Annotated in this window: 19 protein-coding genes; 9 read left to right on the forward strand and 10 right to left on the reverse strand. The window is 71.2% G+C overall.

Annotation, left to right across the window (positions count from 1 at the left end):
- Nucleotides 1–835: 835 nt before the first annotated feature.
- Nucleotides 836–1,417, forward strand: a complete 582-nt coding sequence (locus ABD329_RS32545) for a TMEM165/GDT1 family protein (RefSeq protein WP_198282037.1) — start codon at nucleotides 836–838, stop codon at nucleotides 1,415–1,417.
- 276 nt (nucleotides 1,418–1,693) lie between these two features.
- On the opposite strand, the gene ABD329_RS32550 is transcribed toward ABD329_RS32545, so the two are convergent.
- Complete coding sequence (locus tag ABD329_RS32550) at nucleotides 1,694–2,344, reverse strand: HAD-IA family hydrolase (RefSeq protein WP_198282036.1); 651 nt, start codon at nucleotides 2,342–2,344, stop codon at nucleotides 1,694–1,696.
- A 179-nt stretch (nucleotides 2,345–2,523) separates the two neighbouring features.
- A complete protein-coding gene (locus ABD329_RS32555) occupies nucleotides 2,524–3,543 on the reverse strand; it encodes a peptidoglycan-binding domain-containing protein (protein ID WP_344317303.1) in 1,020 nt (339 codons plus the stop codon).
- Nucleotides 3,544–3,701: 158 nt separating this feature from the next.
- On the opposite strand from ABD329_RS32555, the gene ABD329_RS32560 reads away from it, so the two are divergent.
- Nucleotides 3,702–5,801 carry an MDR family MFS transporter gene (locus tag ABD329_RS32560; RefSeq protein WP_198281341.1) on the forward strand — a complete coding sequence of 700 codons (2,100 nt, stop codon included), beginning with the start codon at nucleotides 3,702–3,704 and terminating at the stop codon, nucleotides 5,799–5,801.
- Between the two features lie 236 nt (nucleotides 5,802–6,037).
- Here the strand turns inward: ABD329_RS32560 and ABD329_RS32565 are convergent, their stop codons facing one another.
- A complete protein-coding gene (locus ABD329_RS32565) occupies nucleotides 6,038–6,592 on the reverse strand; it encodes a GNAT family N-acetyltransferase (RefSeq protein WP_198281340.1) in 555 nt (184 codons plus the stop codon).
- Between the two features lie 126 nt (nucleotides 6,593–6,718).
- On the opposite strand from ABD329_RS32565, the gene ABD329_RS32570 reads away from it, so the two are divergent.
- From ABD329_RS32570 to ABD329_RS32580, 3 genes are all read left to right on the forward strand, one after another.
- A complete protein-coding gene (locus ABD329_RS32570; protein WP_198281339.1) occupies nucleotides 6,719–7,450 on the forward strand; it encodes a hypothetical protein in 732 nt (243 codons plus the stop codon).
- Nucleotides 7,447–8,001 (forward strand): hypothetical protein, encoded by a 555-nt coding sequence (locus ABD329_RS32575; protein WP_309142923.1) that lies wholly within the window; start codon nucleotides 7,447–7,449, stop codon nucleotides 7,999–8,001. The genes ABD329_RS32570 and ABD329_RS32575 overlap by 4 nt, the downstream gene beginning before the upstream one ends.
- Before the next feature lie 173 nt (nucleotides 8,002–8,174).
- On the forward strand, nucleotides 8,175–9,320 hold the full coding sequence (locus ABD329_RS32580; RefSeq protein ID WP_344317304.1) for a serine hydrolase domain-containing protein: 1,146 nt from the start codon (nucleotides 8,175–8,177) through the stop codon (nucleotides 9,318–9,320).
- A gap of 204 nt (nucleotides 9,321–9,524) precedes the next feature.
- Here the strand turns inward: ABD329_RS32580 and thrS are convergent, their stop codons facing one another.
- The 6 genes from thrS to ABD329_RS32610 form a co-directional block, all read right to left on the reverse strand.
- Nucleotides 9,525–10,847, reverse strand: coding sequence for a threonine--tRNA ligase (thrS, locus tag ABD329_RS32585; RefSeq protein ID WP_309142729.1), 1,323 nt, complete (start codon nucleotides 10,845–10,847; stop codon nucleotides 9,525–9,527).
- 162 nt (nucleotides 10,848–11,009) lie between these two features.
- Nucleotides 11,010–12,200: an NAD(P)/FAD-dependent oxidoreductase gene (locus ABD329_RS32590; RefSeq protein WP_344317305.1), complete on the reverse strand. Its 1,191-nt coding sequence runs from the start codon at nucleotides 12,198–12,200 to the stop codon at nucleotides 11,010–11,012.
- Nucleotides 12,197–12,394: a ferredoxin gene (locus ABD329_RS32595; RefSeq protein WP_198277412.1), complete on the reverse strand. Its 198-nt coding sequence runs from the start codon at nucleotides 12,392–12,394 to the stop codon at nucleotides 12,197–12,199. The genes ABD329_RS32590 and ABD329_RS32595 overlap by 4 nt, the downstream gene beginning before the upstream one ends.
- 53 nt (nucleotides 12,395–12,447) lie before the next feature.
- Entirely contained in the window at nucleotides 12,448–13,692 is a 1,245-nt protein-coding gene (locus ABD329_RS32600; protein WP_198277411.1) for a cytochrome P450, read from the reverse strand.
- A gap of 170 nt (nucleotides 13,693–13,862) precedes the next feature.
- Complete coding sequence (locus tag ABD329_RS32605; RefSeq protein WP_198277410.1) at nucleotides 13,863–14,693, reverse strand: sensor histidine kinase; 831 nt, start codon at nucleotides 14,691–14,693, stop codon at nucleotides 13,863–13,865.
- The gene (locus tag ABD329_RS32610) at nucleotides 14,690–15,424 is read right to left on the reverse strand and encodes a response regulator transcription factor (RefSeq protein ID WP_037947171.1); all 735 of its coding nucleotides are present in this window, start codon (nucleotides 15,422–15,424) and stop codon (nucleotides 14,690–14,692) included. The genes ABD329_RS32605 and ABD329_RS32610 overlap by 4 nt, the downstream gene beginning before the upstream one ends.
- Before the next feature lie 221 nt (nucleotides 15,425–15,645).
- Here ABD329_RS32610 and ABD329_RS32615 point away from each other — a divergent pair, with 221 nt between their 5' ends.
- The 4 genes from ABD329_RS32615 to ABD329_RS32630 all read left to right on the forward strand — a co-directional run bounded on the left by ABD329_RS32615 (nucleotide 15,646) and on the right by ABD329_RS32630 (nucleotide 20,533).
- Nucleotides 15,646–16,653: an SMP-30/gluconolactonase/LRE family protein gene (locus ABD329_RS32615; protein ID WP_344317306.1), complete on the forward strand. Its 1,008-nt coding sequence runs from the start codon at nucleotides 15,646–15,648 to the stop codon at nucleotides 16,651–16,653.
- Nucleotides 16,650–17,516, forward strand: a complete 867-nt coding sequence (locus ABD329_RS32620) for a helix-turn-helix domain-containing protein (protein ID WP_198277409.1) — start codon at nucleotides 16,650–16,652, stop codon at nucleotides 17,514–17,516. Before ABD329_RS32615 ends, ABD329_RS32620 begins: the two co-directional genes overlap by 4 nt.
- A 253-nt stretch (nucleotides 17,517–17,769) precedes the next feature.
- Nucleotides 17,770–19,068, forward strand: a complete 1,299-nt coding sequence (locus ABD329_RS32625) for a phosphatase PAP2 family protein (protein ID WP_344317308.1) — start codon at nucleotides 17,770–17,772, stop codon at nucleotides 19,066–19,068.
- Between the two features lie 190 nt (nucleotides 19,069–19,258).
- Nucleotides 19,259–20,533, forward strand: coding sequence for a glycoside hydrolase family protein (locus ABD329_RS32630; RefSeq protein WP_198277407.1), 1,275 nt, complete (start codon nucleotides 19,259–19,261; stop codon nucleotides 20,531–20,533).
- Nucleotides 20,534–21,186: 653 nt separating this feature from the next.
- Here ABD329_RS32630 and ABD329_RS32635 read toward each other — a convergent pair.
- Nucleotides 21,187–21,492: a hypothetical protein gene (locus ABD329_RS32635; RefSeq protein WP_198277406.1), complete on the reverse strand. Its 306-nt coding sequence runs from the start codon at nucleotides 21,490–21,492 to the stop codon at nucleotides 21,187–21,189.
- Nucleotides 21,493–21,547 lie beyond the last annotated feature (55 nt).

Genomic DNA, 21,547 nt, shown 5'->3' on the forward strand with positions numbered 1-21,547 from the left:
GCCCCTGCCTGGGGCATCGGTATGCGGCTTCGCCGCGTGGCTGGGCTCCGCCCCGGCCCCCGTGCCGGGGTTTCGCTCCAGGTTCCGGACCGGGGGCCTCGCTCCTTCCCGCGGCGTCGATATGCGGCTCCGCCGTGCGGCGGGGCTTCGCCCCGGGCTCTGGCGAAGCCCGGTCCCGGCTCGGGCTTCGCCCCAGACCTCGGCCCGGGGCTTCGCCCCTGCCTGGGGCATCGGTATGCGGCTTCGCCGCGTGGCTGGGCTCCGCCCCGGCCCCCGTGCCGGGGTTTCGCTCCAGGTTCCGGACCGGGGGCTTCGCCCCTTCCCGCGGCGTCGATAGGCGGCCCCGCCGCGCGGCGGGGCTTCGCCCCGGGCTCTGGGGTCCAGGGGCGAAGCCCTTGGTATCGGGAAGGGGCGGGGAGGGGAAAGTGCCGATAGGCGGCCCCGCCGCGCGGTGGGCTCCGTCCCGGGCTCTGGGGTCCAGGGGCGAAGCCCGTGCCACGCGGCGGAGCCGCATACCGGACACCCCTGAGGCGCGCTGGCGCCGGGGCTCGATCGGGGCGCCTCGGCTTGTGGGGCTGGTCACACATCCCGGCGGCTGAGCGCCGCGGGGGTTCCCGTATTCTTGGCGGGAGCAGAAGGGGAGTAGCTCCTCGCCGGACCGTCGACATACTGCCCGCCCCACGAGGTGCGGGCCGGCGCCCGGAGCGTACGGATCGCCGCGTGACGCGGGGCCGTGCGCCAGCGAGACCTTCGGCCGCAGTGTCCGACGCTGCCGTGCCGAAGCGATCCCTCCCCGGGGCCCTTGGCGCGGCCCGATCTACGAGGTATCCATTCCGTGTTCAGCATCACCGTCGCCGCCGTGGTCTTCGGCGTCGTCTTCCTCGCCGAGCTGCCCGACAAGACCGCCCTGGCCGGGCTGATGCTCGGCACCCGCTACCGCGCGTCGTACGTCTTCGTCGGCGTGGCCGCCGCCTTCGCCCTCCACGTGGGGCTCGCTATCGCGGCGGGTAGCGTGCTCACCCTGTTGCCGCACCGCCTGCTCCAGGCGATCGTCGGGGTGCTCTTCCTCGGGGGAGCGGCGATGCTGCTCTTCAAGAAGGACGACGACGAGGAAGAGATCCGCAAGCCCGCCGACCAGAGCTTCTGGAAGGTCTCCGGGGCGGGCTTCACGCTGATCCTGATCGCCGAGTTCGGCGACCTGACCCAGATCATGACCGCGAACCTCGCCGCCCGCTACGACGACCCGCTGTCGGTGGGCGTCGGCGCGCTGCTGGCCCTGTGGGCCGTCGCGGGTCTGGGCATCGTGGGCGGTCGCACCCTGATGCGGTACGTACCGCTGCGGCTGATCACCAGGGTCGCGGCCCTGGTGATGCTGGCGCTGGCGGGGTTCAGCCTGTACGAGGCCATCGCGGCCTGATCGGCGGCCCGAGCGGCGGGGTGAGCCGGGCCCGGGTGCACAGACAGACGGCTGGGCGCCCGGAAGGCCGGTCACCCGGTGGCGCTCGGAAGGCCGGTCGCCCGGTGGCGCCCGGACGGTCGGTCACCCAGTGGCGCTCGGAAGGCCGGTCACCCGGTGGCGCTCGGAAGGCCGGTCACCCAGTGGCGCCCGGACGGCCGGTCGCCCGGTGGCGCCCGGACGGTCGGTCACCCGGTTGCGTCCGGGCGACCGGCCGCCCGGGAAACGTCTGGGTGCTCAGTCCGAGAAGTGCAGCCGCATCGTGCCGTCGGCCAGGCCCTCGATCCGCACCTGCTCCAGGTCCCGCACATGCGCGTCCGGGGCGTGGGCCCCGGCGCGCGGGCCGATGCCGACCACGCGCATCCCGGCCGCCCGGCCCGCCGCGATACCGGCCTCCGAGTCCTCGAAGACCACGCAGTCGGCGGGAGCGAAGCCCAGTTCGGCGGCGCCCTTCAGGAAGCCCTCCGGGTCCGGCTTGCTCGCGCCGACGCGCTCCGCGGTGACCCGTACCTCCGGCATCGGCAGTCCGGCGGCGCCCATCCGGGCGCGGGCGAGGGCCTCGTCGGCGGAGGTCACCAGGGCGTGCGGGAGCGCGGCCAGCGCGGCCATGAAAGCGGGCGCGCCGGGGACCGGCACGACGCCGTCGAGATCGGTGGTCTCGCGCTCCAGCATCCAGCGGTTGTCCGCCAGGTTCCGCTCCATCGGGCGGTCCGGGAGCAGTACGGCCATGGTCGCGTGCGCCTGCCGACCGTGGACGACCTTGAGGACCTGCTCGGCGTCGAGCCCCTGCTCGGCGGCCCAGATCCGCCAGTAGCGCTCGACCACGGCGTCCGAGTTCACCAGGGTGCCGTCCATGTCGAGGAGGAGTGCGCGGGCGGTGAGGGACATCGGGACTCCTGGTCGCGAGCGCGGAGCGCGGAGCGCAGAGTGCGGAATGCGGACCGCGGAATGACGCAGCGGAAAGGGAAAACAAGCGGCTCCGCCCGCCGGTCAGGGAAAACGGGCGGAACCACTTTGTTCCTTCACGATACAAAGCGGGGCCGCTCTGCGCCAGGGGGTGGGCCCCCTTACGGCTCGTCGGTCCTCGATTCGAGGTCGCGGCGGGTGTTCTCGCCGTAGACACCGTCCGGATCGCCCGTGATGTCGTGCTGGTCCTGGTAGCTGGAGACGATCCTCCGTAACCCCCCGTCGTACTTCCCGTCCGCCACACCGATGTACTGCAACAGCTGGGTCAGCCGCTTCTGGAGCTCGACCACCTCGGGCCCGCTGTCGCCCTCGCGCAGCACCGGCGGGCCGGGCGGCTCGGGGGTGTCGGACGGGGCGGAGGTCGGAGCGTCGGAGGCGCTCGGCCCGGGCTTCGTCGCCGAGCCGGTCGCGGAGGCCGACTCCGAGGGACGGGCCGAGCCCGAGGGGCCGCCCTCGCTCGGGCTCGCGCTCGTCCGCGCCGAACCGGACGTGGAGGGGTGCGGCGTCGCACTCGAGGAGGGGGAGCCGGACGATGCGCCGGGCCCTTCGGCCGGCAGCTCCTCCTCGACCGGGGGGCTGACGGTGCTGTCGGCGAGCGTACGGTCGCTCGCGGCGCCCCCGCCGCCGTCCTCCTTGTGGTCACCGAGCAGACCGGTGCCGATCGCCAGCGAACCGGCCACCGCCACGGCCGCCGCGCCCGCGAGGACGGCCGCCACGACCTTGCGCTTGCTCTTACGGTGACGGCCGGGGCCGGGGGCGGCTCCGTCGGCATCGCCCCCGGCCTCGTCCCCCTCGTCCCCCTCGTCCCCGCCGGGTCTCTCCTCGACGCGGTCGATCACCCGCGTCTCCTCGCCGTCCCCCTTCCCGGTGTTCCCGGTGTTCCCGGTGTTCTCCCTCTCCGTCTCCGCCGCCTTCGCCGCCTCGTCGAAGAGGCGCAGATCACGCGGATCGGGGCCGGCCGGGCGCTCCTCCGGGAGCGTCACCTGGGGGTTCGGCCGGGTCTGGTCATCGGTCGCACCTGCCGTCGCGGCGGACGCGGCGGCGCGTTCGGCACACGTACAGCCGGGGCGGCCGTTGGCGCGCGCCGGTGCGAAGCAGTGCGGGCAGGACTCTGCCGTCACGGAACTTTCCCTCCCTGGAGTTCGCAGCGATTATGCGCATCCGAACGCCCTCCGCGCAGGTGTTCGCCCGCCGTGCGGACCGGTCCGGCGGGCCGTAACAGGGCATAAAGGTGAGGATGGGATGAGGATGAGGAGGGGGCGAGCGAGGAGGAGTCGCCATGGCGCGGGACGCCGGCAGCCCGGCTCCGGCCCCAGGAGGCCCAGGAACCCCCGGCGACGTGGCCCCCGGCCCCGGAGAGGGCCGCCCGCGGCGCACGGTCCTGGTGGCCATCGGCGCGCTGCTGCTCGGCATGCTGCTCGCCGCGCTCGATCAGACGATCGTCTCCACCGCGCTGCCCACGATCGTCAGCGACCTCGGCGGCCTGGAGCATCTGTCCTGGGTCGTCACCGCGTATCTCCTCGCCTCGACCGCGGCCACCCCGCTGTGGGGCAAGCTCGGCGACCAGTACGGCCGTAAGAAGCTCTTCCAGACCGCGATCGTCATCTTCCTGATCGGCTCCGCGCTGTGCGGACTCGCCGGGAACATGGCCGAACTCATCGCCTTCCGAGCGTTGCAGGGGCTGGGCGGCGGCGGTCTCATGGTGCTGTCGATGGCCATCGTCGGCGATATCGTCCCGCCCCGTGAGCGCGGCCGCTACCAGGGCCTCTTCGGCGCCGTCTTCAGCGCCGCCAGTGTGCTGGGGCCGCTGCTCGGCGGGGTGTTCGTGGACCGTCTCAGCTGGCGCTGGGTGTTCTACGTCAACCTGCCCCTCGGCATCGTCGCCCTCCTCGTCATCGCCTCCGTCCTGCGCATCCCGGTGCGCCGCACCTCCCACACCATCGACTACCTCGGCACCTTCCTGATCGCCGTGGTGGCCGCCGCCCTGGTGCTGATGACCTCACTCGGCGGGGTCACCTACGGCTGGGGCTCCTGGCAGATCGTCGGGCTCGCGGTGGTCGGCATGGTGCTGCTGGCGGCCTTCGTACGGGTGGAGTCCCGCGCGGCCGAACCGGTGCTGCCGCTCACCCTCTTCCGCAGCCGCACCTTCACCCTCTGCGCGGTCATCGGCTTCGTCGTCGGCTTCGCGATGTTCGGCAGCATGACCTATCTGCCGACCTTCCTCCAGATCGTGCAGGGCGTCTCGCCGACCACCTCAGGACTCCATCTGCTGCCGCTGGTCCTCGGCACCCTGGTCTCCTCCACCGTCTCCGGCCATCTGGTCAGCCGCACCGGCCGCTACAAGGTCTTCCCGGTCCTGGGCACCGCGGTCACCGCCATCGGGCTGCTGCTGATGCACCAGCTGCGGGAGTCCAGCGGGGCGGCCGAGATGAGCGCGTACCTCTTCGTCTTCGGCTGCGGTCTCGGCCTGGTCATCCAGGTGCTGGTGCTGATCGTGCAGAACTCCGTCCGCTATCAGGACCTGGGCGTCGCCACCTCCGGCGCGACCTTCTTCCGCTCGATCGGCGCCTCGTTCGGCGTCTCCGTCTTCGGCACGATCTTCGCCAACAACCTCGGCCCGCATATCGCCGACGCCCTCGCCGGACGGCGCCTGCCACCCGGCGTGACCCCCGGCGCCCTCACCTCCGACCCCCGTGTCCTCGGCCGACTGCCCCCGGCGGACCAGGCCGCCGTCCGGCACGCGTTCTCCGTCTCCATCACCGATGTCTTCCTCTACGCGGTGCCGGTCGTGCTGCTCGCCTTCCTCCTCGCCTGGTTCCTCCGCGAGGAGCCGCTGCGCGCCAGCGTCACCGCGCCCGACGGCAGCGAGATACTCGCCAGCAACCCCGTGCAGCGCACCTCGCGCGACGAATGCGCCCGCGCGCTGTCCCTGCTGGGCAGCCGGGAGGGCCGTCGGCAGGTCTACGTGGACATCACCCGGCGCGCCGGTCTCGACCTCGGACCCGCCGCGAGCTGGATGCTGCTGCGCATCCAGCACTACGGCTCGGTCGAGCCCGCGCTGCTCGCCGAGCGCACACCCGTACCGCTGCGGGCCATCACCGAGGCGGTCCGCCAGATCGAGGCGCGGGGCCTGGGCCGCCGCTACGGTCTTGAGCTGTTCCTCACGGACGACGGCAGCCGGATCGCGGCCAGGCTCTACCGGGCCCGCGAGGCGTCCCTGGCGGAACTCCTGGGGGACTGGTGGTCCCCGGACCGCCCGACCGATCTGACCGAGCTGGTGGACGAGCTGACGCGGGAGCTGTGCGGTTCGGACGCGGAGCAGCCGCGAGCGGGCACCCCCCGCCCGGACCACCGCAGACCACCGCCACCGCGTGGGTAGGCCCTTGATGAGGTAGTTGCGTCATATCAAGCATTTCGCGAAGGGGTACCCAGACCCCTGGGCCCACCGGCCCGCCGCCCGGCGACGGACCGGTGCCGCCGCCCCCCGGACCCATGCTCAAAGGCGCCGGAGGCGCGAGACGAAAGCCGCGCCCAACCGAACACAGCACTCCAACGCACAGCACTCCAACGCACAGCACCCCGACGCACAGCATGCGAGGCCCGGCGCACCCCGGCTCAGCCCAGCTGCTTGGCCATCCAGACCTCGGCGTACGGTCCGTCCGTGAAGGCCGGAACCTCCCGGTAGCCGTGCCGTGCGTAGAGCCCACGGGCCTCGACCAGATCGAGGCGGGTGTCGAGCACGATCCGCCCGGCGCCCAGTCCGACCGCCGCCGCCTCGACGGCCGCGAGCAGTGCGGCGCCCCCGCCCAACCCCCGCTTGGCGGGCCGTACGTACACCCGCTTCAGCTCCGCCGTGCGCGCGTCCATCAGCCGCGCGTCCATCAGCCGCACCCCCGCGCATCCGGCGAGTTCGCCGTCGTGGCGCGCCAGCAGGAACACCCCGTGCGGCGGGGCGAGATCGTCGCTGGGCATCTCGGCGAGCGCCCGCTCGATCTCCTCCGGGGTCGAGTCCCGTGCCTCGTGGAGCTGGTAGTAGCGGTCGGCGACATCGACGAGGTACTCGCGCAGCAGCATGGCCGAGACGGGGTCGTCGACGGGCCGCGCGGTGACGGTCCACGCGGGGGAGGCGTCGGCGCGCGAACCGGCCTGGACAGGGGGCGTACTCGTCATGGCCCCCATCCTGGCACCCGGCATACCTCCGACGCACCGCAGTTTGAGGGCCGAAGACCGGGCTACCCGAAGAGAGGAGCCCCCCGAACGCGGAGGGGGAAGCCAGCGGGAAGGCAGAAGCAGACCATGTCAACTGGTGCGATCAGCATCGTGGTTGTCGTCGCGGTCGTCCTCGCGGCCGCGCTCATCATCCGCGTCGTCCGCGCGGGCGCCGGCCGTAGGGAACGCGCTCTGCGACGCCGCTTCGGGCCCGAGTACGAACTGAACGTCGCCCAGCACGCGGGCGACAGCAAGGCGGCGGAGCGGGAACTCGAGGAACGGCTGCGGCTGTACGGCGATCTGAGGACCGAGCCCCTGCCGGGTGAGCTGCGCGAGCGGTACGTGGCCGAGTGGGCCGGTATGCAGGAGATGTTCATCGAGTCTCCGGAACACGCGGTGACCGGCGCCGATCAGCTCCTGGCCCGGCTCGCCCACGACCGTGGCTACCCGTCGGGCCGTTACGAGGAGCAGGTGGCGGCGCTGTCCGTGCACCATGCCGAGCACGTCCAGGGCTACCGGCAGCTCCACGACACGGCCGCCCGCGCCCGCGAGGGGCGCGCGGACACCGAGGAGCTGCGCGAGGCCGTGGTGCACGCCCGGCCGTTCTTCGAGGACCTGGTCAGGCCGCCGCACCACGGCGCCCCGACCGGTACCGAGACCGGGCGACAGCACCACACCGGCGAGCGGCGGAGCGAGGGCGGCCTCCGGAGGTGGCTGCCGGGGACGGGAACGGGCCACGGCCATACGACGGACCACGGCCGTACGACGGGCCACGGCCATACGCGGTTCGGCCACACCAAGAAGGGCGGCGCGTGGTGACGGACCCGACCGACCCGACCAACCCGACCGACCCGATGGAGAACGACGGGCAGCGGCGCCATGGGCTGGAGAAACATGAAATGGCTCCGCTGTCCCCGCGGCCGCGCAACACGGAGGCGGCGGAACCGATGACGTCCTGGCACGCGACGGTGCCGAAGCACGAGCCGACGAACGGAAGCCGGCCGACGCCGACGAACGGAAGTGGGCCCACGCCGACGCACGGGTCCTCCGCCGCCCAGTCGGCGGGCGAGCCGTCGAACACCCCGAACGGCCCCAGCTTCCCCGTGCTGCCCACGAGCGAGCACGACAAGCTGACCCAGCGGCTGCGGTACGCGGTCAGCGGCTTCGTGGACTCCCCACGCGGCGCCGTGGAGGAGGCCGACGCCCTGCTCGTGGAGGTGGCCAACCGCCTCACCGACCTCCTCGCCGAACGCCGCGCCACGCTCCGTGCCGCTTGGCACGACGACGAGGCGGTCAGCTCGGAGACGGAGGAGTTGCGTCTGGCGATGCGAGGCTATCGCAATGTGCTGGAGCGGCTCATCAGTATCTGAGCGCCCCGGCTCGCCCTTTGGCCGCCGCCCGGACCCCTGCCGGGCGGCGGCCAAAGGCGTCTCGGTCGGGGGCGGCTCGGCCGGACCCTTCGTAAATCGTTCGTGGTGGGGGCGGGGTACGGCCTACCGTGGCGCGGTTGTGGTCACGCCGAGCGCATGAGGGGCCGGGGGCGATGAGTTCGTACAGCGGGTGGGTCGACGAGGGATTCGGTGGCGTCGCCGATGTGTTCGCGCGGAACTTCAAGGAGTTTCCCGAACTCGGGGCTGCCGTCACCGTCTTCGTCGGCGGGCGCAAGGTCGTGGAGCTGTGGGGCGGGGTCGCGGACGAGGGGACCGGGCGGGGGTGGCAGCGGGACACCGTCGTACCGGTGTTCTCCTGCGCCAAGGGCCTGGTGAGCGTCTGCGCCCACCTCCTCGCGCAGGAGGGGCGGCTGGACCTCGACGCCCCGGTGAGCCGGTACTGGCCGGAGTTCGGCCGGTATGGCAAGGAGGCCATCACCTCCCGGATGGTCCTCGGGCACCGGGCGGGGGTCCCCGTGCTCGACGGGATGCTGACGTTCGGGGAGATCGCCGACTGGGCGCCGGTGATCCGCGCCATCGAGGAGCAGTCGCCGCTGTGGGAGCCGGACACGTCGTACGAGTACCACGGCCATGTCTTCGGCTTCCTCATCGGTGAGGTCATCCGGCGGATCACCGGCCACACCCCGGGCGCGTACTTCCGCCGGGTCGTGGGGGACCCGCTGGGGCTGCGGGCCTGGATCGGTCTGCCCGGGGCGGAGATGGACGGGCGGGCCCGGCTGGTCGAGGCCGAGGGCCGCCCCGGGCTCCCGGGGCCCGAACATCTGCTGACCCGCATCGTGACCATGAACGGCGCGCTGGTCTTCCCCGGCCTCGACGAGCCGCACGGCTGGAACGACCCCGCGCTGCTCGGCATGGAGCTCCCGGGCGCGGGTGCCACCGCGTCGGCGAGCGGACTCGCCGGGCTGTACGCGGCGGCCGTGACCGGCATCGAGGGCGGACGGCGACTGCTGACCCCCGAGACGGTGGCGGACGCGGTCCGCGAGCTCTCGTCGGGCAAGGGGTGGCTGGGCTTCGACATGGGGGCGCGCTGGGGCTCGGGCTTTCTGCTCGACTCGCCGTCGTTCCGGCCGATGTTGGGGGAGCGGAGCTTCGGCAATGACGGGGCGGGCGGGCAGTTCGCCTTCGGCGATGACGAGTTCGGGGTGGGCTTCGCGTATGTGGCGAACCGGATGATCGGGCATGGCGATGCGCGTGCGTCTCGGCTGGTTGCCGCCGTGCGGGGTTGTCTGGGCGGCTGATCGTTCCCCACCCCGCCCCTCCCCGCCCCTCCCCGCCCCGGGGCTTCGCCCCGGACCCCTGGCGGGGCTTCGCCCCGGACCCTGGCGGCGCTCCGCCGCGCGGCCGTCCCCGGGGCCTGGGGCGGAGCCCCAGTTTCGGGAAGGGGCGGGGAGGGGAAACAGCCCGCCGCAGGCGGCACGAGCCGTCGGACGCCCCCAACACCCCTACGCCGCGTCCCACAGCTCGGTACTGTGCGACTTCACCAGCGCCTCGATCCGCGCCAGCGCCTCGCCGACCGGTCGCGGCTCCAGTCGGCGGCCGTCCCGCAGCCGTAGGGCCACCCGGTCGGCCGCGGCCTCCCGGGCGCCCAGCACGGCCTGGTACGGGACGAGGCGGGCCGCCCGGATACGGGCGCCCAGGGTTCCGTGGGCCGGGCCCGCGAGTTCCGCGCGCAGGCCGAGTTCATCGCAGCGCCGGACGAGCTCCTCGGCCCGCGCCAGCTCGGCCTCGGAGATCGGCAGGACCACCAGCTGGGTGGGGGCCAGCCAGGCGGGGAAGGCCCCGCCGTGCTGCTCGATGAGATGGGCCACGGCCCGCTCCACACTGCCGATGATGCTGCGGTGGACCATGACCGGGCGGTGCCGGGCGCCGTCCGGGCCGATGTAGCGCAGATCGAACCGTTCGGGCTGGTGGAAGTCGACCTGCACGGTGGACAGGGTGGACTCCCGTCCGACGCCGTCGGCGACCTGCACATCGATCTTGGGCCCATAGAACGCGGCCTCGCCCTCCACCGCCTCGTACGGCAGCCCGGAGCGGTCCAGGACCTCGGTCAGCAGAAGGATCGAGCGGCGCCACATCCCGGGCGCGGCGACGTACTTGCCGCCGGGGCCCGGGAGGGAGAGCCGATAACGGGCCGGGGTGATGCCGAGTGCCTCGTACGCCCGGCGGATCATCTCCGGGGCCGCCCCCGCCTCGTCGGCGACCTGCTCCAGGGTGCAGAAGATATGGGCGTCGTTCAGCTGGATGGCCCGGACCCGGGTCAGCCCGCCGAGCACCCCGGACAGCTCCGAACGGTACATCCCGCCCAACTCGGCCATCCGCAGCGGCAGTTCGCGGTAGCTGTGGCCGCGGGAGCGGTAGATGGCCGCGTGGTGGGGGCACAGGCTCGGACGCAGTACGACCTGCTCCGCACCCAGGTCCATCGGGGGGAACATGTCGTCGCTGTAGTGCTGCCAGTGCCCCGACAGCTCGTACAGCTCCCGTTTGCCGAGCACCGGCGAGTACACATGCCGATAGCCCGCCCGCCGCTCGGCGGCGCGGATGTACTCCTCCAGGGTGTGCCGTACGGTCGCGCCGTCGGGCAGCCAGTACGGCAGGCCCGCGCCGATCAGCGGGTCGGTGTCGAACAGGCCCAGTTCACGGCCGAGCTTGCGGTGGTCGGACATCGCGGTCTCCTCAACGACGTGAGGCGAGTGACCGCACGGCGAAGCCCCGGGGCACTCGCCCCGGGGCTTCGGATCAGAACATCGATCAGCGCGCCGGGACACTCTCCGGCGTCGTCGTCATCGCGGCGCGCTTCATGCCGCTCACCGTAGCAAGGCCCGGCGCGGCCAGCCCGGCCATTTTCCGGACGTATTGCCCGGACGTATTGCCCGGGCGTATCTCCGGGCGTACGCCACGCAGACCCTGCTATGCCACCGCGGTACTCGCTACGCCCCTTCCGGCAGCAGTTCCCCCACCGCGTCCCGCCACGCCGCCCCCGTGGCGACGGCCTGCCGCCACGTGCGCACCGCCTTCGGCGGCATCCCGACGGCCAGCACACCGGCCACCCGGTCCCCGGAGCGGTAGACGGCCAGGAACTTCCGCTCCGCCAGCTCGCCCTCCACCACCGCGACCTCCTCATGGCCGCGCAGATACCCGTGCGCCTGGATCCGGAAGTCGTACTGGTCGGACCAGAAGTACGGCACCGGGGCGAACGGCCGCCGCTCCTCCGGGCGGAGGAGGTTGCGGGCCACGGCCATGCCCTGCTCGGTGGCGTTGGTCCGGTGCTCGATCCGCATCGCCGTGCCGAACAGCGGATTGTGCCAGCGGGCCACATCCCCCGCGCCGTACACGCCCGGCGCGGCGGCGCTGTACTCATCGCACTCAAGGCCGTCGCCCAGGGTGAGCCCACTGCCCTCCAGCCAGCCGGTGTTGGGCACCGAGCCGATCGCGACCAGCACCTCGTCGGCCTCGACGAGCGTGCCGTCCGTCAGCCGCACCCCGCCGTCGGTCACCTCGGCCACCGCGACCCCGGTGCGCAGATCCACGCCGTGGTCGTGGTGGGCCTGGGCGAGCATCCGGCCGACCCGTTCGCCGACCGCCGTGGCCAGCGGCACCGGCGCCGGTTCCAGCAGCGTCACCTCCGCGCCCAGCCCCCGCGCGACGGCGGCCGCCTCGGCGCCCAGGAACCCGGCGCCGACCACCGCCAGCCGCCGCCCCGGGCCCAGCCGGTCCCGCAGGGCCAGGGCGTCGTCCAGGGTGCGCAGCACATGTGCGCGCTCCCCGCCGTCGCCGGGCAGCCGGCGCGGGCGGACGCCGGTGGCGATGACCAGGCCGTCGTACGGCACCCGCGCCCCGTCGGCCAGCGCGACCGTACGGCCCGTGAGGTCGAGTCCGGTCGCGGCGACGCCGAGGCGCAGTTCGAGGCCGAGCGCGTCCAGGTCGGCGGGGGCGCGCAGCGGCACCCGGTCGGGCTCCCACTGGCCGCCGAGGATCTGCTTGGACAGCGGTGGCCGGTCGTACGGGTGGTACGGCTCATCGCCGATGAGCGTGAGCGTGCCCTCGTAGCCCTCCCGTCGCAGCGTCTCCGCCGCCGCCAGACCGGCGGCGGATCCACCGACCACCACCACCTGCTTCACTTGTCGATCACCCGGATCGCCGCCGCCGGGCAGACCACCGCGGACTCCCGCACATCGGCGTGGAGTTCGGAGGCGGGCTGCTCGTCCAGCAGGACCACGATGCCGTCCTCCTCCCGCTGGTCGAACACATCGGGTGCGATCATCACGCATTGCCCCGACGCCACACACTTGGGCACATCGACTTCCACACGCATGGTGACTCCCTTGCCTTCGCTGCTGCCGTCGCCGTCGCCTTCGCCTTGGCCGCTCATGACGTCCAGGTGACGGGCAGTTCGTAGACGCCGTAGACCAAACCGTCGTCTTTGAACGGTAGTTGGTCGATTCCGGTGGCCAGCCGCAGGGTCGGGATACGGCGGTAGAGCGTGCCGTAGACCACCTGGAGCTCCATCCGGGCCAGCGGCTGGCCCAGGCACTGGTGGACACCGAAGCCGAACGCCATGTGGCGGCGGGCGTCGCGGCCGATGTCCAGCCGCTCGGGCTCGGCGAAGACCTCCGCGTCCCAATTGCCGGTGCCGGTGTAGATGATGATCCCCTCCCCGGCGCGGATGGTCTCGCCGCCGACCTCGATGTCCTCGAGGGCGACCCGGCGACGGCCGTTGTGCACGATCGTCAGATAGCGCAGCAGCTCCTCGACGGCCCGGGCGATCACCTTCGGGTCCTCGGTCTCCCGCAGGACGGCGAGCTGGTCGGGGTTCTCCAGCAGGGCCACGGTGCCGAGTGCGATCATGTTGGCGGTGGTCTCATGGCCCGCGATCAGCAGCAGTACGCCCATGTTGGCGGCGTCGCGCTGGGTCAGCTCACCGGCCGTGACCCGGGCGGCCAGCTCGGAGAGCATGTCGTCGGCCGGGTTGGCGAGCTTGGCGGCGACCAGCCCGTCCAGGTAGTCGGTCAGCGCGTCGTTGGCCCCGACCACCTCCTCGGCCGACGAGTGTCGGTTGATCAGTTTCGAGCTGTTCCGCTGGAAGAAGTCGTGGTCCTCGTACGGCACTCCGAGCAGCTTGCAGATCACCAGCGACGGCAGCGGCAGCGCGAGCGCCCGCACCAGGTCGACCGGGGTCGGCCCGGCCAGCATGGTGTCGATCAGCTCGTCGGTGATCTTCTGGATCTCGGGCCGCATCGCCTCGATCCGCTTGATGGCGAACGGCCCGGTGACCATCCGGCGGATCCGGGCGTGCTCGGGGTCGTCCATGGTGACGAAGGACCGCCGCCGCCCGGCGTTCTCGCGGAACCCGGCGCTCGCGTGCGGATACCCGGGCCGCCTGTTCTCGGCGCTGACCCGCGGATCGGCGAGCAGGGCCCGCTGGTCGGCGTACCGGGTCACCAGCCAGGGGGCGCTGCCGTCCCACAGCCGTACGCGCGCGACCGGCCGTTCGGCGAGCAGCGCCCGTGCGGCCGGGGGAGGGTCGAAGGGGCAGCCGGTCGCTCGCGGCATCGGAAACTCCGGAAGCGGCTCTTCCGCCTCGGGCGCGGTCTCTGCCAGCGTCTCGGTCATGTCTCTCCTCGGGTGGGGGTTCCGACGGGAGCGGAGCGTGAACCTTCGGGTCGGTGGGGACGGGTGTCTTGGTGTTACGGGGACGCGAACCTCCGCGTTACGGGGGACGCGGACTTTCGCGTTCCGGGGACGTGATGACCAGCGAACCCGCTCGACCTGACGCCCCCCGGTCAGTTTCCTGACGAAACGCTGACAGTGCTGACAGTGGGGAAGGCCACGGTGACCGTGGTGCCGCGGCCCGGTGCGCTGCTGACGCTCACCTCCCCGCCGTGCCGCTCGACCACCCGCCGCACGATGGTGAGGCCGATGCCGCCGCCCGGCTCGATCCGGTCGTCCTCGTCGTGCGGGGAGGTGAGCCGGGCGATGTCCCGCGGGCCCATGCCCGGCCCCTGGTCGCTGACCGAGAGCTCGACGCGCGGCGTTCCGCCGGGCCCGGGCCCGGACCCGGGCCCGGTCCCGGTCCCGGTCCCGGTCCCGGGCCCGGGCCCGGTCCCGGTCCCGGCTCCGCCCTCGGTTCCGTCCCCGGCTCCGGTCCCGTCCCCGGCTCCGGCTCCGGCCACCGGGCCGCGCACCGCCACCGTCACCGGGGACCCGGCGGGGGTGTGGCGCAGCGCGTTGTCCAGCAGATTGCGGACGGCGTGCCGCAGCATGCGGTTGTCGGCGACGACGGTCGCCCGGCCGGAGTTCTCGCGGGCGATGGGGCGTTCGGGGTCGAGCAGCCCCAGGTCCGCCACCGCCTCGTCCGCCACGCCGCGCAGGTCGACCGGCTCCATCTCCAGCGGTCGTACCCAGGAGGCGTCCGCGCGGGGGAACACCTGCTGGACCGCCTGGTGCATATGGTCGGCCTCGTCCTGGATCCGGCGCAGGGCGCGGACCATCAGCTCGGGGTCGTCGCTGAGCCCCTGGAGCGGGAGTTCGGCCCAGCCGCGGATGGTGGTGAGGGAGGTGCGCAGCTCGTGCAGCAGGACCTCCAGCCGCTGCTGGCGCTCGTGCATGCTCATCCGGAGGCGAGTCCGCCGAGCCAGTAGCCGAAGCCACGGCGGGTGTGGATCAGGGCGGGCCCGGCCTCGTCGACCTTGTGACGGAGGCGGGAGACCAGCTTCTCGATGGCGTTGTCCCCGTAACGCCGGTGGTCCGCCACCCACAGATGCTCGCCGATCTGCTCCTTGGACAGCACCTGGCCCGCGTTGACCAGCAGATAGCGCAGCAGCCTGAACTCGGCCGGGGTCAGCTCCAGCGCCCGCCGGCCGCGCCGCGCCTGACGGGTCGTCTCGTCCAGCACCAGATCGGCGTAGTGCGGCGAGGGCTCCTCCCGCCGCCGGTTGCGGGTGCGCAGCAGGGCCTGTACCCGGGCCAGCACCTCGGCGATCCGGAACGGCTTGGTGACGTAGTCGTTGCCGCCGATGCCGAGGCCGGTGACCAGCGAGTCGAGCGAGTCGCGGGCGGTGAGGAAGAGCACCGGCGGATGGTTCTCGTCGGCCGCCACCAGGCGTCGGCACACCGTGAAGCCGTCCAGGTCCGGCAGCATCACGTCGAGGATCACCAGGTCGGGCCGGTCCCGGCCGACCCGGTCGAGCGCCTCCCCGCCGGTGGCCGCGGTGCCGACCCGGTAACCGGCCAGCTCGAGGGTGGTCGAGAGCAGTTCGGCGATTCTCGATTCATCGTCGACGACCAGGATGCGCTGCCCGTTGCCACGGGCCGGCGCTGGCTTCTCGCTGACACTCCCGTACACGCCATGACACTACGTGAACCGATGGTTCCGGGGCACGGGGGCCTTGACCGCGACCGATGAGATCCGGACAGGCCGGGGCCGCGGCATGGTCAGCATGGTCCTGCGGTTCCAGGGATGAGCCGGGTACTGGTTGGGCCGCGCGGATGCGCTGAAGCTGCTCTCCGCAGCCCAGTTCACTCCCGGAGGCGATCATGCCGAAACACCTTGTCTTCCGCCTGGCGGTGACCACCGCGAGCGCGGTGATCGGACTCACCGCGGTCTCGTCAACGGCTGAAGCGGCCGTACCGCCCCTCTCGCACCCGCGGATCGTCGCCCACTTCGACCGTCCGGCCGGGCAGGTGGCGGAGAGCGTCGTCGTGCGGCCGAACGGGTCGGCGGATGTCGGCCTCATCCTGTCGCGGCAGGTGGCCCACGTCACGCTCGGTGGACGTGTCGAGGTATTGGCGACCATGCCGCTCCCCGCGGATGGGGGCGTGCACACCCCCGGCCCCGGGGCCGCTTCCGTGACGGGAATCGAGCGGACCGGAGACGGAACCCTCTACTTCCTCTACTCGGCAGGGGACGAACACCTCACCGGTCTGTGGAAACTGCGCCCGGGAGGCAAGCCGGAACGCGTCGCCGCTCTTCCGGCCGCGAGCTTCCTCAACGGGCTCGCCAGGGACGACCGTACGGGGAACTTCTACATCACCGACTCGACACAGGGCAGGATCTGGCGGGTCGGACCGCACGGCGGAGCCGCCGAGCTCTGGGCCGCGGGGGAGGATCTCGCCCCGGTTCACTTCTTCGGCGCCAATGGCGCGAAAGTGCACAACGGGGCGGTATGGGTCTCCAATATCGACCGGGGAACGATCCTTCGCATACCGCTGACGGGCCGCGACGGAACAGCTGGTCCCCATCAGGTCAAGGCGTCCGGACTCGACAGCGTCGATGATTTCGCCTTTACCGGTCGCGGCGATCAGCTGTTGGCCGCACTCAATATCCCGAGTCAGGTGGTCCTCATCACTCCGGGCAAGGCCGACCGTGTAGTGCTCGATGAGAGCGATGGCCTCCAGAACACCACATCGGTGGCGGTCGACGGCGATACGGTCTACGTCGCCAGCGGTGCGCTCACCACGGGCGGGGACGCGAATCTCCTGACGGCCCGTCTCGGTCGCCCCGGCCGTCCCCTTTATCCCGGGAACGGCAGTCCCATGGTATCGATCGCGGCGTCGGTGACAATGGGGACATGAGTCGTCCAGAGAGCTCGCTGGGTAACACGCTGCGCGCATGGCGTGCCCGCATCACGACTGAGGATGTCGGGCTGCCGGCCACGCGGCGGCGACGCACCGCGGGCTTGCGCCGCGAAGAGCTTGCTCTCCTGGCCGGAATATCCACGGATTACCTTCTCCGTCTTGAACAGGGCCGGGCCCTGCGCCCATCTCGGGACGTCGTGGCCGCGCTTGCCCGCGCGCTGCGACTGAGTACGAATGAGACCTGCCACTTCCATCTGGTGGCCGGGCTCCTTCCGCCGACGCCCCAAGGCATCCCGCAGCAGATGCCGCCCGGTGTGCGACGGCTCGTCAGTCGCTGGGGGAACATTCCGGTGGGGGTGTTCTCCGCCTCATGGACCCTGCTGACGTGGACGGCCATGTGGTCGGCCTTGCTGGGTGACCCGGCTCTTCGGCCGCCGGAAGAACGAAACCTGGTGCGCGCGGTGTTCGAGGGGCCGTCGGACATGGACCATCCGCTCTTTTCCGTCGCGCAGAGCACCACCGAATTCAAGGCGGCTCTCGTCGCGGACCTTCGGATCACACACGGAGCGTATCCCCAAGATGAGGACTTCAGGGCTCTGATCGGTGAGGTCATGAGCAACAGCGAAGAGTTCCGAGACCTGTGGAGTGCCCCGGCGCTCGGCTCACGCCTGGGTGGTCACAAACGCCTGCGGCATCCGCTGGTGGGGGAGATCGGCCTCGACAACGATGTGCTGAAGGTGCCTGACCACGATGTGAGGATCGTGACCTATACGGCAGAGCCGGGAACTCCGGATGAGGAAAAACTGGAGTGCTTGCGAGTCGCCGCCGCCCGGAGCGCGCTGCCGCTGTCGTCCGGCTGAGCCGGACGGCGACACGGGGTTCGCGCCCGCGCCCTCACCCGCGTCGCTCGGATAGCATGATCCGAACTCATGACGAGCGCCCCCATCGCCCGCCCTTCACCGGAATACCGTGAAAACCGTGCTATCCGGTGCGAAGAGTGACTTACAGCCCACATCGAGCAAATCGGCCAAACAATTGATACCTATAGCATCGCGGGTGTTTTCGCGAATAAACAGCAGAATATCGTTCGCCACGTGGCGTCGACCACGGGCGGTGCTGTGGGCCACGGCTGGTGTGGCGGTCCTCGGGTTCCTCGTCGCGCTGGAGATCACCGCCCGGCGCTACGGTCTGCCGGGGCCGATGACCAATCAGGTGCAAGAGGTGATATTCGCCCCCAAGTCGGGCTTTCTGCTGTACGCCGGTATGGGCTTGATGATGGTGGTGCTCACCTGGCGGGAGCGGCTCATCGCGGCCGGTGTCGCGATCGGCATCGACATCGTCATCTTCCTGGTGCGGTGGGTGGCCGACGCGAAGGTGACCGAAGGGCACCCCTTCGGCAACGGCGCGCTGTGGGTGATGCTGGGCTGTGTGGTCATCGCGGTCACGCGCCGCACCGGCCGGGAACGCGCCCTGCTGCTGAAGGGCGTGGGGCTGGGGCTGCTGCTGGTGGCCGGCCGTAAGACCGGCGACACCTGGCTGCTCATCACGGCGAAGTCCCGCCCGACGGTGCTCGACCCGTATCTGGCGACCGCCGATCACGCGCTGGGCAACCCGTCGTGGCTGGCAGGCCGGATCGTCGATGCCATGGGCCCGATCGGCGCCCATGTTCTCGACTACGTCTACATTCAGCTTCCGGTGGCCGCGGTCATCGTCTCGATCTATCAACTGCGCAAGGTGGCGGACGAGCGCCGCTTCCCGCGCCACCATCTGGTGCGCACCTTTCTGGCCATCGGGCTCCTCGGGCCGGCCATCTACATGGTCTTCCCGGTGGTCGGGCCGATCTTCGCCTACGGCGGCGGCGCCTTCGGCACCGGCGGCGAGCACTGGGCGCTGGCCAACCTGTGGCCGCACACGCCGCCGCCCATCAGCGCCCCGCACTCGATCCCCTTCGACGAGGTCACGCCACGCAACTGCATGCCCAGCCTGCACACGGCGTGGGCCACCGCGATCTTCATCCACTCCCGCCAGGGCCCGCGGATCCTGCGGTTCGCGGGAACGTTCTGGCTGGTCGCCACGCTCGGCGCGACGCTGGGATTCGGCTACCACTACGGCGTGGATCTCCTCGCGGGGGTGGTATTCGCGCTCACCATCGAGGCGGCGCTGCGCTCGCTCGCACGTGGCTGGGACCGATCGGGGACCCAACTGGTGGCCCATGGCGCGGCGGTCTTCGCCGCACTCCTGGTGGCCTATCGCTGTCTGCCGGTCGAGATGGCCAGGCATCCGTGGCTGTTCGGACCGCTTCTCCTGCTGGCGATGGGCTCGGTGATCCACGGCTATGTGCGGACCACCAGACTGTGGGAGCCGAAGGCCGCACCGGCGCTGCGACCGGAACCGCAGCCCGAGATGGTGTGAGCCGCGTTGACCGTAAGGCGGCGACGAGGCGGTTGTGGGGCGGAGGCGAGGCGGTCGTGGGGCGGCGGTGAGGCGGTTAGCGACGCGTTAGCCGATCGGCAGGGGATCATCAGCGGCGGCGGACAGCCTGGGTGTCACGGGCCCCCGAAGGACAGGGACGGGGGCCACCCGCGCCCCAGGGGGGAGTCTCATGTCACGCCGCACCGGACATCGCCACGCTCGTAAGGTCGCCGCCGCCGCGGTGGCCGCCGTCGCCGCGTTCGGGCTGACCGCCTGCCAGGGCGACGGCGACACCAAAGCCGGGTCCTCCGCCGCCTCCAGCTCCCAGCGCTCCGGCTCCCCCGACGCCGAGGCGAAGAACGGGGAGGGCGGCGCGGGGGCCCTGCGGAGGACGGCCCCCGAGCTGCTGCGCGACGGTGGCCTCTACCCCCGGGCGATCCGTCTGGAGCACAGCGGGAAGAACAACGGCCGCGTCCTCGCCTCGACCGTCGTCCCCAGCGAAGGCAACGTCGGCGCGGTTCAGGAGAGCACCGACGGTGGAGCCCACTTCAGCCAGGTGGGCACCATCGCCGACCCCAAGGCCGCCGGGGACAAGGGGATGTGCTGCGGCACCCTCTTCGAACTGCCCCAACAGGTCGGCGACATGCCCGCCGGCACGCTGCTGTGGGCCGCCTCCTTCGGCCGGGACGTACCCGAAGCCGAGCGCCATATGTCGATACGCGTATTCAAGAGCACCGACGTGGGACGCAGCTGGTCCTATCTGTCCACGGTCGCCTCCGCGGAGAACGCCAAGGGACTGTGGGAGCCGGAGTTCTCCATCGACGCCAACGGCAATCTGGTCTGCCACTACTCCGACGAGACCGATCCGAACCACAGCCAGAAGCTCGTCGCCGTACGCTCACGGGACGGCGTCTCCTGGAACGGTCTCCATGATACCGTCGCCGGCGCCCCGACCTCCGACCGCCCCGGGATGGCGGGCGTACGGAAGCTGCCGAACGGCACCTACCTGATGACGTACGAGATCTGCTCCGACGACCCCAAGTTCAGCTGCGTCGTGCACCTCCGCACCTCTCCCGACGGCTGGGACTGGGGCGACGCCACCAACCTCGGCACCCGGCCCGAGACGGCGGACGGCAAGTACTTCAGGCACGCCCCGACCCTGGCCTGGGCACCGGAGGAGGGGAATCCGCAGGGCAAGCTGCTGCTGGTCGGACAGGCGATGTACAACGCGGACGGCGGCAGGGCCGAGGGCAGCGGGCGTACGGTCTGGACCAACAGCAACGGCGGTGACGGTGCCTGGAAGGAGATCTCGGCCCCCGTCGCCGTGAAGTCCGACAAGGTCGACTACTGCCCCAACTACAGCTCCAGCCTGCTGCCCTCGGCCGACGGGCACCAACTGCTGGAGATCGCGAACGACTACGACGGCGGAGTGTGCCGCCCGTACCACGCCACCGGCGGCCTGTGATCCGGCCGCTGACACGTGGCCCGGCCGCGGTGCGAGGCGCGCGGCCGGCCGTACTGTGCGGAGACGTCCCGACAAGCTGTCAATTCGTCTGGCGAGGGCGTTTCGGTGATCCGAAAGGATGCTCTGGTCGCGCCCGACGTGGCCAAATGATTTCGACTCTGCAAGAACATTGTGCCCCGGAAGGGGGGTTTGGTAAACGGCGGGTGCCTTCCCGTCAGGTCCTGTTCGGACGATCCATCGGTCCCTTCGCCGCCTGGAATTGGCTTGCAATATGCCCAAACAGCTTAAGTTTGACACTCTGGTCACTCAAATAGTGACGCTCGTCGGCGTCCTGATAGATATCCTGACCTCCTATCTGGCCACGGGATGACCGAGCTTTGTCGGCTCCTGCGCCTAGACGTCAGCGTCGCCCACTCTCGAATCTTGTAGGCAGGTTGCGGATAGCTCGAACCAACAAAAAGTCGGATCCTAATTCCCAGGAATTAGGATCCGACTTCTGTGGGTTCCGGGTGACTAAGGCCTGTTGCGAATGTCCTGCTCGTGGCCACTAGTTGAGGGCCGCGATCAGCGCGATCGCTTCGCAGTGGACGGCTAGGTTGCTAAGCGTGGCTACATCTCCCTCGGCCGCGTAACCGCTTCAGCCCTGGCCATCCTCAGTCAAGCGCCTTGCGACATCCAATCTTGGCCGCTTGCTCATTCACGCCGTCGAGCTTGTCCAGACCATTAACGCACTTACTCCAAAACACTATGGACTCGCCTTGACTGCAGTAGAACTGGGCCTCGTCGCGATCGTCCATCTTAAGAAGCCCCTCTATGTACCTGTAGCAGGAAACCGCGTTTGCCTGTGCCGGTGCGGCGGTTGCCACACTGCCGAGAACTAGTCCGCCAGCAGCCAAGCTTGCGGTGCAAGCTCCCGCGAGGAGCTTCCTTACGTTGAACATGGTGACACCCTTCTTCATATGACGGAACGGACCGCTATGCGCGGCCCAAACCTGCGAGTTCGCTCCCGAATTT

The organism is Streptomyces javensis (assembly GCF_039525925.1).
GTDB lineage: Bacteria > Actinomycetota > Actinomycetes > Streptomycetales > Streptomycetaceae > Streptomyces > Streptomyces asiaticus.